This window comes from Streptomyces sp. SID13666 (assembly GCF_010548325.1).
Classification (GTDB): domain Bacteria; phylum Actinomycetota; class Actinomycetes; order Streptomycetales; family Streptomycetaceae; genus Actinacidiphila; species Actinacidiphila fildesensis.
Genome location: NZ_JAAGLX010000004.1, coordinates 345,731 through 359,916 on the forward strand (window position 1 = coordinate 345,731; position 14,186 = coordinate 359,916).

A 14,186-nucleotide genomic window follows, 5' to 3' on the forward strand; every position below is an offset into this window, starting at 1 on the left:
GTCCTCTATTTGTGCGTTCGTACGACTGAAACCAGTCACCGGGGGACCGTTTCAGTATGAACAAACGAGTGATCGAGCGCTATCTCCGCGCGTAGACCCTTGCGGCGACCGGCCGCACCCCACCATGGGGCACCTGCCGGTACCACGTACCCTGACCGCATGAGCAAGTGGAAAGCCACGCACGAGACACCCGAGCCGCTGGAAGCGAACGACATCGCGACCGTCCTCGTCGGCACGGTCGTCTGGTTCGTGCTCTTCATCGGGCAGCTCCCCTTCTACGGCTGGTACGCCGACCACGGCCACGCCTGGTGGATCTGGACCTGCCTCGCCGGCAGCCTGCTCGGCCTCTTCGGCCTCTGGTACGTCCGGAGGCGCAACGCGGCCCTGCAGCGGGAAGCCGCACAGCGCGAAGCCCGGCAGGACGGCCGGAACGTCACCCCGTAGAACATCACCCCATACCCGTCCGAACGGTCACCCGGACCGCTCCGTCCGGCGGGTGAACCGGGCGAACCGCACGTAGCGTCGGTGCCATGACGGATCGCACGGACACCCAGGTCGTTGCCCGCAACGCCGGACTGACCAGCAGTGAGGTCGCCGAGCGGGTGGCCCGGGGCGAGGTGAACGACGTTCCGGTCCGGTCGTCGCGCTCCACCACCGAGATCGTCAAGGCCAACGTCTTCACCCGGTTCAACGCCATCATCGGCGTGCTCTTCCTCGTCATCCTCGTCGTCGGACCGATCCAGGACGGCCTCTTCGGCTTCGTCATCGTCGCCAACACGGCGATCGGCATCATCCAGGAGATGCGCGCCAAGAAGACCCTCGACAGCCTCGCCGTCATCGGCGAGGCCAAGCCCACCGTGCGCCGCGACGGCACGGCCGTCGAGATCCACACCTCCGCGATCGTGCTGGGCGACCTCATCGAGCTGGGCCCGGGCGACAAGGCCGTCGTCGACGGCGAGGTCGTCGAGGCCGAGGGGCTGGAGATCGACGAATCGCTGCTCACCGGTGAGGCCGACCCGGTGCTGAAGAAACCGGGCGACCCCGTCATGTCCGGCAGCTTCGTCGTCGCCGGCGGCGGCGCGTTCACCGCCACCAAGGTCGGCCGCGGGGCCTACGCCGCGCAGCTCGCCGAGGAGGCGTCCCGCTTCACCCTCGTCAACTCCGAACTGCGCAACGGCATCAGCGAGATCCTCAAGTACGTGACGTGGATGATGGTGCCGACCGCGATCGGCCTGATCATCAGCCAGCTCGTGCTCCAGGACCACGACTGGCGCGAGGCGGTGCGCCGTACGGTCGCCGGCATCGTGCCCATGGTCCCCGAGGGACTGGTGCTGCTGACCTCGGTCGCCTTCGCGATCGGCGTCATCCGGCTCGGCCGCAAGCAGTGCCTGGTGCAGGAACTCCCCGCCATCGAGGGCCTGGCGCGGGTCGACGTCGTCTGCCTCGACAAGACCGGCACCCTCACCGAGGGCGGGATGGACGTCACCGGGCTGCGGATGCTCGACGGCGCCACGGAGCCGTACGTCCAGCAGGTGCTCGGCGCGCTCGGCGGCTCCGACCCGCGGCCCAACGCCAGCCTCCAGGCGATCGTCGCCGCCTACCCGGTGACGGTGAAGGACGGGACCGGAAGCGACGGTTGGCGGTGCACCGAGGCGCTGCCCTTTTCCTCCGCGCGCAAGTACAGCGGCGCCGCCTTCAACGAGCCCGACGGCGACAGCAGCACCTGGCTGCTCGGCGCGCCCGACATCCTGCTGCCCACCGGCCACACCGCCCTCGCCGACATCGACGAACTCAACAACCAGGGCCTGCGGGTGCTGCTGCTCGCGCGCACCGAGCGCCGGCTCGACGATCCGGGCGTCGCCGCGGACGTCGTCCCGCAGGCGCTGGTCATCCTGGAACAGCGGCTGCGCCCCGACGCCGCCGACACCCTGCGGTACTTCGAGGAACAGGGCGTCCACGCCAAGGTCATCTCCGGCGACAACGCGATCTCGGTCGGCGCGGTCGCCGGCAAGCTCGGGCTGCCCGGCGCGGAGCACCCGGTCGACGCCCGCCAACTGCCCACCGACCGGGACGCGATGGCGGACGTGCTGGAGAACGGCGCGGTCTTCGGCCGGGTCACCCCGCAGCAGAAGCGCGACATGGTCGCGGCGCTCCAGTCCCGGGGCCACAACGTCGCGATGACCGGCGACGGCGTCAATGACGTGCTCGCCCTCAAGGACGCCGACATCGGCGTCTCCATGGGCTCGGGATCCGAGGCGACCCGGGCCGTCGCGCAGATCGTGCTGCTCAACAACAGCTTCGCGACGCTGCCCTCGGTGGTCGCGGAGGGCCGCCGCGTCATCGGGAACATCACGCGGGTGGCGACGCTGTTCCTCACCAAGACCGTCTATTCGGTGCTGCTGGCGCTGCTGGTGGTCTTCTGGCAGGTGCCGTACCCGTTCCTGCCCCGCCATCTGACGCTGCTGTCCACCCTGACCATCGGTGTCCCGGCGTTCTTCCTGGCGCTCGCTCCCAACAAGGAGCGGGCCAAGCCGCACTTCGTACGACGGGTGATGCGGTACTCGGCGCCCGCGGGCGTCATCTGCGGGGTGGCGACGTTCGGCGAGTACCTGCTGGCCCGCCACCACTACACCGGTGACGGGGCGCTGGACGCCGAGACCAGCAACGCGACCCTCACCCTGTTCCTGATCTCCATGTGGGTGCTGGCCATCGTCGCCCGCCCCTACACGCTGTGGCGGGTCTGCCTGGTGCTGGCGATGGGCGCGTGCTTCCTGATCGTGCTGGTCACGCCCTGGCTGCAGAAGTTCTTCGCGCTCAAACTGGTGGGTACGGAGGGTCCGTGGGTGGCGGTGGGGGTCGCTCTCGCGGCCGGGCTCGTTCTGGAACTGGTCTGGCGAACGCTCCGCGTCCACGACAGCGACTGACGACCCACCGGGATACCGCGGACACCGGGAACACCCGGGATGCGGCGGTTACTTCACGAACTCGGCGGCGTTCTCCTCGGCCCACACCGCGAAGCTGCGCGCCGGGTGACCGGTCAGCTCCTCGACGGCGGTGGTGAGGTCGACGGGCTTGCCGTCGGTGGAGCGCCAGTAGTCGAGCAGGCCGTCGGCGTAGGCGGCGGGCACGTACTCCGCCATCTCCGCCTTCCAGGCCTCGGGGGTGACGGCGTCGAACGTGAAGGGCCGGCCGGTGGTGCGGGATCAGTGGTGGTCGTCGGGCTGGGCGTTGCGCGGCATGAGCCACACGAGGCCGGTGCTGAGGAGCGCGACGCAGGCGACGACGATCAGGCTGTAGGTCATGGCGTGGGCCTCGTCGTCGGAGGCGAGGGTCTTGAAGTAGACCGTGGTGACGACGGCGGCGCCGATGGCGTTGGCGAGCTGCTGGACGGCGCTGAGGGAGCCGCTGGCGCTGCCGGCTTCCTTGGGGTCGATGTCACCGATGGTGACGTCGTAGATGGTGCCGAAGCAGGTGCCCATGCCGAGACCGATGATCAGGATCGGGGTGAGCAGCGACCAGGTGCCGAGGTCGGTGCCGTAGGCGTGGACGAGGGCGAGCAGCCAGCCGGTGCCGATCAGGGTGATCAGCAGGCCGATGAGGACGAGGTTGCGTCCGAGCTTGCCGACGAGCTGGTAGCAGGCGATGGAGGCGACGACGATGCCGGCGGCGACGGGGGCGAGGCCGAGCGCGGCGCGCATCGGGGAGTAGCCCAGACCGTTCTGCAGGAAGAGCGAGAGGACGAACAGCAGTCCGGCGTTGGCGGCGAAGAACACGATGCCGAGGATGAGGCCGGAGGTGAAGCCGCGGTTCTTGAGCAGCGACGGCTGGATGAGCGGGCTGGCGGCGGTGCGCTGACGGTGGCAGAACAGGCCGAAGAAGACGAGGCCGGCGGCGAGCGAGGCGAACGGGACGAGGGTCCAGCCGTTGGAGGAGCCCTCGATCAGGCCGTAGAGCAGCCCGAGCATGGTGCCGGCGAGCAGGCCGGAGCCGATGCCGTCGACGGCGGTGGTGGAGTCGCCGGTGTCCTTCGGCAGGAGCTTGACGGCGGCGACGATCGCGAAGCCGCCGAGCAGGATGTTGATGAGGAACATGGAGCGCCAGCCGGCGCCGAACAGGTCGGCGTCGATGAGGAAGCCGGCGAGGATCGGGCCGCCGACGGCGGAGATGCCGAGGGTCGGACCGAAGGCGCTGAACGCCTTGCCGATCTGGTCACGCGGGAAGACAGCACCGAGGATGCCGAAGCCCTGCGGGATCAGCAGGGCGCCGAAGGCACCCTGGACGAGGCGGGCGACGATGATCGAGGCGGGACTGAAGGACAGTCCGCAGGCGATGGAGGCGACGGTGAAGCCGGTGAGGCCGACGAGGAAGACGCGGCGGCGGCCGAACTTGTCGCCGAGGCGTCCGCCGACGACGAGGAGCACACCGAGCGCGAGGGCGTAGGCGGCGCCGAGCCACTGGATGAGGGCGGCGCCCCCGTTCAGGTCCTTGCTGATGGTGGGTGCGGCGATGTTGGTGATCGTCGCGTCCAGGAGGTCCAGGACGTCGGCGATGAGGATGACGGCGAGGATGGCCCACCGCCGGTTCGGGGAGACTGCCTCGGCGGCCGTGGCAGGGGAAAGCGTGAGTGTGGACATGAGAGCTGGATCTTTCGGAGAGAAGGGCGCGGCCTGAGCCGCGTAGGATGCAATCGCGGCGATCAGATTGCGCCGCGCAGATGTTGCGTCACGCACATAAATCTGGAGCAAGAAGGACCCGATGTCAAGCCGAAAAGAATTGCTCGCCCGGATCGCCGACGAGAGCCAGCGCCACTACGCCGCCTGGACGGTCTTCAACCAGGCCATGGCCGACCACCTCGGCCTGCACCCCACCGACCTTCAGTGCCTGGGTCTGCTCGGCATGGAGCCGGAGCCGCTGAGCACCGGGCGGATCGCCAAACTGACCGGCCTCACGGCCGGCTCCGCGACCCGGCTCGTCGACCGTCTGGAGAAGGCCGGCCTGGTCGTCAGGACCGCCGACCCCGGCGACCGCAGGCGCGCGCTCGTCGCCCTCGCGCCGGAGGCGCTCACCAGGGTCGGGGAAGCCTGGGACGAGCCCGGCGAGGCCTTCACCGAGATCCTCGACGGGTACAGCGACCGCGAGCTCGACGTCATCGCCGACTTCCTGGGCCGCGCCACCGAAGTGGGGCGGGCCCAGGCGGCCAGACTCAGCTCAGGCCACTGACGGCCTGGTTCGGAGTCACTCCCTAGTCGAACCAGCGGGCGCGGGCCAGTTCCTCCGTGCGGGACGAGTCCTCCAGCAGCGCCGCGAGCTCGAAGCGGCGCTGCCACTGCCCCGCGGCCCACGCCAGCCCGGCCGCGACACCCTCGACGGTCGCGGCGTGCAGGACACCGTCGACGTAACGCCAGTCCAGCTCCGTGCCGCCCGCCACCACGAGCTCCTCGTGCTCGACGTACGACCGGGGAGCCGTCGGCAGCAGCTCGTGCACGGCCGCCGGGACCTCGTGGGTCTCCCCCTCGGAGACCACCGGCGCGTCGTACGCCTCGCTCAGCCGGCGGACCTGGAACAGCTCCGCCAGGTCCCCCGCCCGGTACGGCGGTACCGGCAGCAGCGGCTGCCCGGCGGCCAGCGGCAGCAGGTCCGGGGCGTCCGCGACCAGCGCGTCACCCGCGTCCACGACGCACACCTCGCCGTCGACGACTGCCCGCAGCTCGTCCGGCAGCGTCACCTGCTCCGGGTCGAGCGCGGCCAGCGCCGCGTACAGCCGCAGCAGCTGCGCGGAGGTCACCGGCCGGTCCGGGTCGGCCAGCCGCGCCAGCAGCTCGGCGCCGCCGCCCGGCTCGTCCAGCAGCGCCGACACCGTCGTCCGGACGCCCAGCGCGCGCAGCACCTGCTCGTCCACATCGACATCGGCCTCGTCGTACAGCCCCGCCAGCAGCGGATCGCCCCCGGCGGCCCGCAGACCGACCGGCCGGCGGCCGTCCAGCACGGGGTGGTCGCGCAGCCACCACGCCGAGTACGCACGCACCGACTCGGTCGTACCGTCCGGCAGCAGCACCCGTACGGGCGCGGTGATCGCGTCGCGCAGCGGCGGCCGGGACAGCATGGCCAGCGCCTGCGGCCACGCGTCGTCGTCGACCAGATCCAGATCCCGGACCGCGACGATCTCCGTGGCGACCGGCGGGACATCCGTCTCCGGCAGCCGGTCCAACACGTCCTCGCACCACACGTCGACGGCGTCCAGCAGGCCGACGTCGTCCGGCTCGGCCCAGTCGCTCTCGCGCGGCTCCAGCTCGTCCGGATCCAGCACCACGTCAGCCGCCCGCACCAGCGCGAACGTCGCCAGCACGCCCACGGCCGTCAGCGGTTGCCCGCCCCAGCGGTCGGCCAGCTCCTGGTCCACGGGGGCGAGTTCGCCCTCCCGCAGCACCTGCTCCAGCGCGCTGCCCGGCAGCACCAGCTCGCCCGCCGGGGCCAGTTCGCCCTCGTCGTCGGGCAGCGCCAGCGCCCCCAGCCACGGCTCGTCGCCCGGCGCGAGACCCGCCGCCTTCACCAGCCCGAGCACGACCTCCGCCAGCTCGTCGGCGTCCAGGCCGTCCTCGTCCCAGATCTCCCCCGAATCCAGCGAACCGGCGACGGCCGCCCGCACCTGCGGGGTCGTCAGCACGGCGTTCGGCGTCGCGGACAGCGCGCCCAGCTTCTCCAGCAGCGGATGCACCGCCTCGGGGTCGGCCACCTTCAGCCCCAGCCGGGCCAGCGGCGCGAGGTCCACCCCGCCGTCGGGCAGCGGCAGCAGCACCTGGCGCGGACCGACGACCGTCCGGCCGTCCGCCAACGGCACCGGCAGGCCCGTCAGCCGGTCCGGATCCGTCCCGGCCAGCGCGTCGTACAGCCGGCGCCACCAGACCGCCGGGCGCTCGGCGCCCGCCAGCCGGTCGATCGCGTCGGCCAGCGACAACCGCGCCACACCCAGCGCACGCAGCTCCGGGCGGCGCTCAAGACTCGCCGGCAGCAGCGTCGGGAACACCTCGGCGAGCACACTGACGGCCTCCGCCTGCGCACCCTCCACGACCTCGGCGTCCACCGGCCGCAGCGCCTCGCCCTCGACCACCGGACCGCCGACCCCGCCGTCCCACCGGCCCTCCGCCACCTCGGGCGCGTCGCCGCTCGTCGGCACCGCCACCGCCCGCGGCAGGAACGCCGTACGGGGCAAACCGGCCAGCACCTGCCGGCGCAGCTCCGCGTCCAGCTCCCCCTTGCCGAGCGGCCCCGGCACCAGGTCCACGATGCCGGCCCCGACCGGCTGCCAGTCGCGCAGCAGCTCCACATAGGTCTCGGCCGCACGCGCGACCAGGAAGTCCGTCAGCGGACCCGGCGCGGCGTGCCGCCGGCTCGGATCCATCGGGAACGACGCGATCAGCAGCGCCGGCAGGCCCAGCGGCTCGTCCGTCGGCGTCGGGGCGTGCACCACGCCCGCCGTACGCGGCCGGCCCGGCGAACCGTCCCCCTCCACCGGCACCGCCCAGGTCACCGACCACACCGGCCGCAACCGCTCCTCCACCGGCCGGTCCGCCAGCAGCCCCGCCTCCAGCGGACCCGCCGCCGACGCCACCCGCCACCGGGTCGCGGCACCCGCCGCGCTGTCCTCCACGAGGACCGTTCCATCGTCCTGACGCTGCGTCAAAGTCCTTACGCCGTCCGGCGTGTCGACCACGACCTCGGACAGCCCCGGCAGCGTCAGCAGCAGCGCGTCGTCGATCCCCGCCAGCAGCCGCTCCGCCAGATCCTCCGCGGCACCGTCCCGCAGCGGCAGCACCACGACCGTGTCGTACCCGTCCGGCGCGGAACCCTCCGCCGGGAACGGCAGCCGCAGCAGCGGCACATGCCCGTCCCGGCGCCGCAGCTCGTCCGCGAGCCCCGGCGTCTCCGCCGCCAGCGCCCTGGCCTCCGCCAGCGACCACCGCACACCCCCGGAGCGCCCGACCACCGCCGGCTCGTCACTCACCGCCAGCACCGACGCGAACCCCACGCCGAACCGGCCGACGGTGGTCTCCGCGTCCTCCCGCTTCGCCGACGCCCGCAGCGTCGACAACGACTCCACCCCCGCGGCGTCCAGCGGCGCCCCGGTGTTCGCCGCCGCCAGCACGGCGGGGCTGTCGCCCTCCGCCGCGTGCAGCGTCAGCCGCAGGCTGCCCCGCACCCCGGCCCGCACCGCGGCGTCCGCCGCGTTCTGCGCCAGCTCGACGACGAGCCGGTCCCGGTAGCCGCCGAGCGCCAGGTCCTCCTCGGCGTTGGCGTCCTCCCTGAACCGCGCCGCCGACGCCGCCCACGCGTCCAGCACCCCGCGGCGCAGCCGCCCCGTCCCGAAACCATCCGCCGCCGCTGCCCCGCCGGATTCCCGTACCGCCGCTGCGCCGCTCACGTCGGTGTCTCCCTCGCCTCGCGTAATCCCCTGCCTGGGGAAGGTATCGCTTCATGCGCCTCCGGCGGACCTGGCGGGTACGTCAGCCCCTGCCGACGGGGCGGTGCGGGACGCGGGCCCCCGCGACACCGTCACGCCTGCGGCGGGCCGCACCGCCTCGGGCGGGGGGTGCACGTACGCGGGCACCCGCGACGCCGTCACGCCTGCGGCGGGCCGCACCGCCTCCGGCGGGGGTGCACGTATGCGGGCCCCCGCGACGCCGTCACGCCTGCGGCGGGCCGTTCCCCACCCACCCGCCCTCTTCGCCTACCGGCCGGGTCCAGACAGGCGGGTGCCCGCCGGGCCCATTGCACCTGTACGCGAGCCCCCGCAGCACCGTCACGCCTGCGGCGAGCTGTTTCCCACCCACCCGCCCTGTTCGCCTACCGGCCGGGTCCAGAGGGGCGGGTGCCCCGCAGGCCCATTGCGCCTACGGCGGCGGGAAGTGCCGGTACGCGGAGCCCCGCAGCACCGTCACGCCTGCGGCGAGCTGTTCGCCACCCCCGCCCCTTGCCTGCTGGCCAGGTCCAGACGGGCGGGCGGGCGCAGGCCCGTCGCGGGTACCGGTACGCGGACCCCGCAGCGCCATTGCGCCTGCGGCGGGCTATCCCCGCCCTCCCCCAACCTTTGCCGTCACGAATGCACGTCACAAACAACAGCCGCGCTCCCGCAGGCCGGCTGTGACGCGAGGGGACCGGGGCCGCCTGGGGGCGCCTCCGGCCGGAGGCTAGGGGAGGGGTTGCTCGAAATGCTGCCGAGCTATTTGTGGGCCGCTGGGGGCACCCCGGCCGGAGGTTGGGGGATCGTCAATAGTCGATTTCGAAGCCCCGGCCCGGAGGGCCCCGGCACCGGAGCCCTCAACGGCCTAGGAGTGACCCAGCTCCTCCGCCGGCGTCGACTCCTCCACCGACCCATGCCGATCCGGATGCAGCACCAGCGGATCCACCTCATTGATCTCGTCAAGAGTCATCGGCGCCGGCACCGGCGGCTTCGGCATCACCGCCGCCTCCGAGTGACCCCCGCACCCGTACCCGAGCGACACGACACGCCCGTCCGCCGGCGAGAACTCGTTCGCGCAGATGCCGAACGCCTGCCGCAGCGAGCCCGCGATCGGGACGAAGAAGCCGCAGCTGAGGCAGTTGGCCGGGGCCGCCTGGGCCATCGGCGTCTTGGGGCCGAACTCTTCCTCCCAGCGGTCGGCCGCGGCGTGCAGGCCGTACCGCGAGAGGACACGCCGGCGGCCCATCCCGATTTCCCCGGCGATCGCGCCGATGCTGCCGATCGCGGGAAGCGCGGCCGCAGGGCCGGACAGCTCGGCGTCCTCGGCCTCGACGACGTCGGCGAGCTCCTCCGACACCACGGAGTTCGGCAGCGGCGCGTCCTCGCCGCTCCATCCGGGTTCGAGACGGAGATCGTCGGACTCGGTCGGCAGCAGGTCGCCGGGCCCCATGTCGCCCGGCCGGAGCCGCTCGCTCCACGGCACCCACTCGGGGGCCAGGATCGAGTCGTCGCCGGGCAGCAGCACGGTCTCGTCGATGGTGATGTTCTTGGCGCGCGAGGCCCGCGTGAGCGTCGTGGCCCAGCGCCACCCGCGGTACGCGGGTTCCTTGCAGGCGAAATAGTGAGTGACGACGCGGTCGCCCTCGGCGACGACGCCAAGATGCTCGCCGACCGATTGCGGCCCGGCGGCCTCCTCGGTCACAGCCAGCGCGACATCGACCGCCTCGGCGCACAGGCGGTCTGGGGTACGGCTTCGCATCGCAGCACTCACAAGAATCGATTCTCTCCGTTACGCCGTCTCACGTGTGCGCCGCCGGAAGCGGGCGGGGGCCAAAACGGAGCGGACCTGCGGACCGCGTCGACGCTTCTTTCCCTACCCGAACGACCTCGGGCGCACCTGTTGGCACCCATTCTGCGCGATCGCACGCTACCCGTGCGCACCGCGTGCGCAAAGGAGGGGGTGACAGGCAGCTCATTTGGGGCAGGATGGCCTTCGTGGCAAGCGTAGTGACGTCCGGCCCGGGGCCCCTCCGCAGGGCAGGACGCGCCCTGGTGAGCGCGGCGCGGCGGTCCGGTGGGGCCGTGCGCCGCCGCATTCGGCGGTCCACGCACGCCCACGGGGCGGGCGAGTCCGGACTCGCGAAACTGATCGAACTGCACGCGGTGAATTCTGCTGGCGACATGTTGATCACGATCGCTCTCGCCAGCACTGTGTTCTTTTCGGTACCGACCGGCGAGGCGCGCGGCCGGGTGGCGCTCTATCTTCTGGTCACGATGGCGCCATTCGCGTTGCTCGCGCCGGTGATCGGCCCGCTGCTGGACCGGATGACGCACGGCCGCCGGGCCGCCATGGCGATGGCGATGCTGGCGCGGGCGGTGCTCGCCTGGACGATGGCGTCGGTGGTGACGACGGCGGGCCTCGGCCTGTACCCGGCGGCGCTGGGCGTGCTCGTGGCGTCGAAGGCGTACGGCGTGGTGCGCAGCGCCGTCGTACCGAGACTCCTGCCAGGACAGACGACGCTGGTGAAGGCGAATTCGCGGGTCACGCTGGCCGGGCTGCTGGCGACGGCGATCGCGGCGCCGATCGGCGCCGGGCTGCACATGATCGGGCCGCAGTGGCCGCTGTACGGGGCGTTCGTGGTGTTCGCGGGCGGGGCGCTGCTGTCGATGTCGCTGCCGCACAAGGTGGACTCGGCGAAGGGCGAGGCGAAGGCGCGGTTCGCCGAGCTGCGGGCCGCCGACACGGGCGGTGCCGGCGACGGCATCGACACGCCCGGCGCCGGACTGCCGGGCGACGGGCTGCGCGGGCCGGGACGCAAGCCGGGGCTGCTGGGCGTCGGATCGTCCGTGCTGCACGCGCTGCAGGCCAATTCCGGGCTGCGCGCGCTGTCCGGCTTCCTGACGATGTTCCTGGCGTTCCTGCTGCGCGAGCACCCGTTCAGCGGACTGACGCCGGCGTTCTCGCTGGGCATGGTGGCGGTCGCGGCGGGCGCGGGCAACGCGCTGGGGACCGCGCTCGGGGCGTGGCTGAAGTCCCGCGGCCCGGAGATCATCATCGCGATGGCGCTGATCGGCGCGCTCGCGGCGACGACGGTCGCCGCGCTGATGTACGGCACGGTGACGGTCGCGGCGGTCGCGGCGGTGGCCGGTATCGCCCAGGCGCTGAGCAAGCTGTCGCTGGACGCGCTCATCCAGCGCGACGTCCCCGAAGAGGTCAGGACGTCGGCGTTCGCCCGTTCGGAGACCGCCCTGCAACTGTCATGGGTCGTCGGCGGCGGGCTCGGGATACTGCTGCCGCTGATCGGTTCGCTGGGGATGGCGGTGGCGGCCGGCCTGGTGCTGGTGGGCTTCGTCCTGTCGGTCCGCGGCCTGATGGGCGCGGCCCGCCGCGGAACGGCCCGCCCGCGCGTGGCGTGACGCACCGACGGCCGGACGGCCCGCCGCACGGCCTCCCGTGCCACCTCCCGCCGCGCGACCTCTCGCCGCGCGACCTCCCGCGGCGCGACCTCCCGCGGCGCGACGCCACGCCGTACCCCCGCGCGGCGGGAAGCCGACCGCCCGGTAGCCTCACCTCCATGAGCATTCGCCGCGCTGCCGCCGCCCTCGGTGCCGTGTCCCTCGGGCTGGTCCTCCTCACCGCTTGTGAGAAGCCGACCCCGCTGGCGACCGTGACCGTGGGCACCAAGACCGTGACCACCGAGGCCACTGACAAGTGCTACGCCAAGGGCAAGAAGCTGCCGAGCGCGATCTTCATCGCGTGCCTGAGCGCCGCCCCCAAGCACACGATCAAGGTCAAGCCGGGTGAGAAGATCCGGGTCGGCGTCGACCCGTCCATCGGTGAGAAGGGCTGGCTGATCGCCTCGGGCGTGAACCAGAAGACGGACGTCCTGAAGGACGAGACGTACTGGACGCTCACCGAGTCCGCCGGGATCTTCACGGTCAGCGACCCGCAGACCGGCAGCTCGATGCCGCTCAAGAACGCCACGCTGAACATCGTCGGCAGCTCCGACGCCACCGCCGACAACGTCTTCGGTGTCTGGCAGTTCAAGCTGGAGAAGGCCGCATAGCGGGTCCGCGGAGATGCGTCTGCTGGTGGTGACCGCGGTGGCGGCGGAACGGGATGCCGTGACCGCAGGACTGCGCGCGGCCGCGCACCCCGCGGTGCACTGCGACGTGATCGCCGCAGGGGTCGGCCCGGCCGCCGCGGCGGCCGGCACGGCCACCGCGCTGGCCTCGGCGGACTCCCCGTACGACCTGGTGGTCTCCGCCGGGATCGGCGGCGGCTTCCAGCCCGCCGCTCCCCTGGGGTCGGTGGCCGTCGCGGAGACCATCGTGGCTGCGGACCTGGGCGCGCAGACGCCCGACGGTTTCCTGCCCGTCGCGGAACTGGGCTTCGGAGTGAACGAGCACCGGCCGCCCGCCGCGCTGAGCGCGGCCGTGGCCCGGGCGCTGGGCGCGGTCCACGGGCCGGTCCTGACGGTGTCCACGGTGACCGGAAGCGCCGAGCGGGCCGCCGAGCTGGCGGACCGCCATCCCGGTGCCGTCGTCGAGGCGATGGAGGGGTTCGGCGTTGCGGAGGCCGCGGCGGCGCACCGCGTACCCGTGCTGGAGATCCGTACGGTGTCGAATCCGGTGGGCCCGCGCGACCGCGCGGCCTGGCGGATCGGGGCGGCGCTCGCCGCGCTGACCGGGGCTTTCGGGAAACTCCCGGCGGCGCTCGACGGTGAGGACCTGGGGACCTGACATGAAGATCGCGTATTCGCCCTGCCCGAACGACACCTTCGTGTTCCACGCGTGGGCGCACGGCCTGGTGCCGGGCGCGCCCGCCCTGGACGTGACGTTCGCGGACATCGACATCACCAACACCCTGGCCGAGCAGGGCGCGGAGTGCGAGTACGACGTGCTGAAGGTGTCGTACGCCGTCCTGCCGTGGGTGCTGGACGAGTACGCGCTGCTGCCGTGCGGCGGCGCCCTGGGCCGTGGCTGCGGCCCGCTGGTGCTGACCCGCGAACCCATGAGCCTGGCCGGGAAGACCGTCGCGGTGCCGAGCGAGCGCTCGACGGCGTATCTGCTGTTCCGGCTGTGGGCGGCGGCCGAAGTGCCGGAGGGTATCGGCAAGGTCGTGGTCATGCCGTTCCACGAGATCATGCCCGCGGTGCGGGACGGCCGGGTGGACGCGGGCCTGGTCATCCACGAGGCGCGTTTCACGTACCAGCAGTACGGGCTGCACAAGCTCGCCGACATGGGCGAGCACTGGGAGGACACCACCGGCCTGCCGATCCCGCTCGGCGCGATCATCGCCAAGCGGTCGCTGGGTGCCGAGCAGCTGAACGCGCTGGCGGACGCGATCCGGACGTCGGTGCGGATGGCGTGGGACGACCCGGCGGCCTCGCGCGACTACGTGCTGGCCCACTCGCAGGAGATGGACCCGGCGGTCGCCGACCAGCACATCGGGCTCTATGTGAACGAGTTCACGGCCGACCTCGGTGAGGACGGCTACGCGGCGGTCCGCGGCCTGCTCACCCGCGCGGCGGCCGAGGGACTGGTACCGCCCCTCGGCCCCGACGCGCTGACGTTCTGACGCCGCGAATCCCCCGCGACCCCTAGTGTTCTGAGTCGGGAATTTTGTTCAGATGTGTAGGCTTGGCCTATGGCACGGATGGGGCGGCCGAAGGCCGAGTTGACGCTGTCGGATGAGGAACGGGCCGCGCTCGAGGAGTGGGTGCGG

11 protein-coding genes are annotated in these 14,186 nt (G+C 72.5%); 7 read left to right on the forward strand and 4 right to left on the reverse strand.

Annotated elements, in window-relative coordinates; translation table 11 throughout:
* Nucleotides 1-159 precede the first annotated feature (159 nt).
* Both G3I60_RS10525 and G3I60_RS10530 read left to right on the forward strand, forming a co-directional pair.
* Entirely contained in the window at nt 160-444 is a 285-nt protein-coding gene (locus G3I60_RS10525; protein ID WP_138353498.1) for a DUF2530 domain-containing protein, read from the forward strand.
* Between the two features lie 86 nt (nt 445-530).
* On the forward strand, nt 531-2,924 hold the full coding sequence (locus tag G3I60_RS10530; protein ID WP_164295952.1) for a cation-translocating P-type ATPase: 2,394 nt from the start codon (nt 531-533) through the stop codon (nt 2,922-2,924).
* A gap of 48 nt (nt 2,925-2,972) precedes the next feature.
* Here G3I60_RS10530 and G3I60_RS10535 read toward each other — a convergent pair whose 3' ends face one another.
* Nucleotides 2,973-3,140 carry a hypothetical protein gene (locus tag G3I60_RS10535; protein ID WP_164295951.1) on the reverse strand — a complete coding sequence of 56 codons (168 nt, stop codon included), beginning with the start codon at nt 3,138-3,140 and terminating at the stop codon, nt 2,973-2,975.
* Nucleotides 3,141-3,203: 63 nt separating this feature from the next.
* Nucleotides 3,204-4,634 carry an MFS transporter gene (locus tag G3I60_RS10540; protein WP_164295949.1) on the reverse strand — a complete coding sequence of 477 codons (1,431 nt, stop codon included), beginning with the start codon at nt 4,632-4,634 and terminating at the stop codon, nt 3,204-3,206.
* Between the two features lie 121 nt (nt 4,635-4,755).
* Between G3I60_RS10540 and G3I60_RS10545 the strand changes: the two genes are divergently transcribed.
* The gene (locus G3I60_RS10545) at nt 4,756-5,220 is read left to right on the forward strand and encodes a MarR family winged helix-turn-helix transcriptional regulator (RefSeq protein ID WP_138353495.1); all 465 of its coding nucleotides are present in this window, start codon (nt 4,756-4,758) and stop codon (nt 5,218-5,220) included.
* Between the two features lie 22 nt (nt 5,221-5,242).
* Here the strand turns inward: G3I60_RS10545 and G3I60_RS10550 are convergent, their stop codons facing one another.
* Together G3I60_RS10550 and G3I60_RS10555 are read right to left on the reverse strand one after the other, a co-directional pair.
* Nucleotides 5,243-8,419 carry a sacsin N-terminal ATP-binding-like domain-containing protein gene (locus G3I60_RS10550; protein WP_164295948.1) on the reverse strand — a complete coding sequence of 1,059 codons (3,177 nt, stop codon included), beginning with the start codon at nt 8,417-8,419 and terminating at the stop codon, nt 5,243-5,245.
* Between the two features lie 904 nt (nt 8,420-9,323).
* Nucleotides 9,324-10,217, reverse strand: a complete 894-nt coding sequence (locus tag G3I60_RS10555; protein WP_164295946.1) for a DUF3027 domain-containing protein — start codon at nt 10,215-10,217, stop codon at nt 9,324-9,326.
* Nucleotides 10,218-10,444: 227 nt separating this feature from the next.
* On the opposite strand from G3I60_RS10555, the gene G3I60_RS10560 reads away from it, so the two are divergent.
* From G3I60_RS10560 to G3I60_RS10575, 4 genes are all read left to right on the forward strand, one after another.
* The gene (locus G3I60_RS10560; protein ID WP_138358924.1) at nt 10,445-11,875 is read left to right on the forward strand and encodes an MFS transporter; all 1,431 of its coding nucleotides are present in this window, start codon (nt 10,445-10,447) and stop codon (nt 11,873-11,875) included.
* A gap of 158 nt (nt 11,876-12,033) precedes the next feature.
* Entirely contained in the window at nt 12,034-12,525 is a 492-nt protein-coding gene (locus G3I60_RS10565; RefSeq protein WP_138358922.1) for a hypothetical protein, read from the forward strand.
* Nucleotides 12,526-12,538: 13 nt separating this feature from the next.
* On the forward strand, nt 12,539-13,201 hold the full coding sequence (locus G3I60_RS10570) for a futalosine hydrolase (protein ID WP_164295945.1): 663 nt from the start codon (nt 12,539-12,541) through the stop codon (nt 13,199-13,201).
* A gap of 1 nt (nt 13,202) precedes the next feature.
* Nucleotides 13,203-14,039: a 1,4-dihydroxy-6-naphthoate synthase gene (locus tag G3I60_RS10575; protein ID WP_164295943.1), complete on the forward strand. Its 837-nt coding sequence runs from the start codon at nt 13,203-13,205 to the stop codon at nt 14,037-14,039.
* Nucleotides 14,040-14,186: the final 147 nt, after the last annotated feature.

Excerpts from the sequence above, each read along its gene's own strand:
- G3I60_RS10530 (WP_164295952.1), top strand. The coding sequence starts at position 531 with ATGACGGATCGCACGGACACCCAGGTCGTTGCCCGCAACGCCGGACTG.
- G3I60_RS10535 (WP_164295951.1), bottom strand. The coding sequence starts at position 3,140 with ATGGCGGAGTACGTGCCCGCCGCCTACGCCGACGGCCTGCTCGACTAC.
- G3I60_RS10570 (WP_164295945.1), top strand. The coding sequence starts at position 12,539 with ATGCGTCTGCTGGTGGTGACCGCGGTGGCGGCGGAACGGGATGCCGTG.
- G3I60_RS10565 (WP_138358922.1), top strand. The coding sequence starts at position 12,034 with ATGAGCATTCGCCGCGCTGCCGCCGCCCTCGGTGCCGTGTCCCTCGGG.
- G3I60_RS10540 (WP_164295949.1), bottom strand. The coding sequence starts at position 4,634 with ATGTCCACACTCACGCTTTCCCCTGCCACGGCCGCCGAGGCAGTCTCC.
- G3I60_RS10560 (WP_138358924.1), top strand. The coding sequence starts at position 10,445 with ATGGCCTTCGTGGCAAGCGTAGTGACGTCCGGCCCGGGGCCCCTCCGC.
- G3I60_RS10555 (WP_164295946.1), bottom strand. The coding sequence starts at position 10,217 with ATGCGAAGCCGTACCCCAGACCGCCTGTGCGCCGAGGCGGTCGATGTC.
- G3I60_RS10545 (WP_138353495.1), top strand. The coding sequence starts at position 4,756 with ATGTCAAGCCGAAAAGAATTGCTCGCCCGGATCGCCGACGAGAGCCAG.
- G3I60_RS10575 (WP_164295943.1), top strand. The coding sequence starts at position 13,203 with ATGAAGATCGCGTATTCGCCCTGCCCGAACGACACCTTCGTGTTCCAC.
- G3I60_RS10525 (WP_138353498.1), top strand. The coding sequence starts at position 160 with ATGAGCAAGTGGAAAGCCACGCACGAGACACCCGAGCCGCTGGAAGCG.